Origin of the sequence: Streptomyces sp. KR55 (assembly GCF_052245645.1) — a bacterium.
Classification (GTDB): domain Bacteria; phylum Actinomycetota; class Actinomycetes; order Streptomycetales; family Streptomycetaceae; genus Streptomyces; species Streptomyces flavusporus.
On the sequence record NZ_JBQQCE010001006.1, the window covers coordinates 1 to 650 of the forward strand.

At 73.2% G+C, this 650-nt stretch carries 1 protein-coding gene; it reads left to right on the top strand.

What is annotated here, in order from left to right; genetic code table 11:
• The coding region (locus tag ACTWQJ_RS52045; RefSeq protein WP_443313304.1) for a S8 family serine peptidase at positions 1 to 650 on the top strand (650 nt) is incomplete at both ends.

A 650-nucleotide genomic window follows, 5' to 3' on the forward strand; every position in this document is an offset into this window, starting at 1 on the left:
GAACCGAGGAGGGCTGGGCCCACGACACGGCGGGCACCGGTACCCATGCGGCCGGCGTCATCGCCGGGGCGGACACCGGTAAGGGGATCATCGGTACCGCGGTCGATGCCGAGATCGAGGTCTGTCAGGTGCTGCCCGGCGGCTGCTTCAGTGACCTGATCGCCGCCCTCGACCACTGCATCGAACGCGAGGTCGACGTCGCGCACGTCGCTGTGGCAACGCCGTATGCGTCGGCGCTCGTCTCACGCAAACTGGCCGACGCAGGCGCGGCGGGCATCGCCTGCGTCGCCCCGGCGGGCGACTCGGGCGGACCGGTCTGCTTCCCCGGCTCACTGCCCACCGTGTTCACCGTGGGTGCGCTCGGAGCCTTCGGGACCTTCCCGCCGGACACCTCCCAAGCCACCCATGTGGGCCCCCAGTTGACGCCGGACGGGTTGTTCGCCGCGCCGTTCAGCTGCCACGGACCCGGGGTCGACGCGGCCGCCCCCGGTGTGGCCGTGCTGTCGTGCTCGCCGCAGGGCGGGTACACGGCCCTCGACGGCACCGGCACGGCCTCGGCCCACGTCGTCGGTCTCGCCGCCCTCGTTCTCGCCCACCACGAGGACTTCCACGGCCAGCTGCTGCCCCGCGGACCTGGTCGGGTGCGGCGC